We start from the raw sequence: 223 nt of genomic DNA, 5'->3' as shown, positions 1-223 counted from the left end.
CGCCGAGCATAAGCCGGCCCGAACTTCTTACCCCAGCGCCGGATCGTCTCGTAGGAGACGACGATACCGCGCTCGAGCAGCATCTCCTCGACAAGCCGCAGGCTCAGGGGACACCGGTGGGGCTTGTAGCTGAAGGGTTTGGTCATGCTGCGGCTCGTAAGCCATAACCCTCTGACCAAACGTTACCGTGACATCGCCGATTGTGGACCTGAAAGGCGTGGAG

The 223-nt window shown here is 61.0% G+C and carries 1 pseudogene; it reads right to left on the bottom strand.

Annotated elements, in window-relative coordinates:
- Window positions 1–146, bottom strand: a pseudogene (locus E4K09_RS28625) (IS6 family transposase); the annotation flags it as partial.
- Between the last annotated feature and the right edge of the window lie 77 nt (window positions 147–223).

Origin of the sequence: Microvirga pakistanensis (genome assembly GCF_004458765.1) — a bacterium.
GTDB lineage: Bacteria > Pseudomonadota > Alphaproteobacteria > Rhizobiales > Beijerinckiaceae > Microvirga > Microvirga pakistanensis.
The sequence above is the reverse complement of the archived record's forward strand: the minus strand, read 5'-3'. Positions and strand labels throughout refer to the sequence as shown.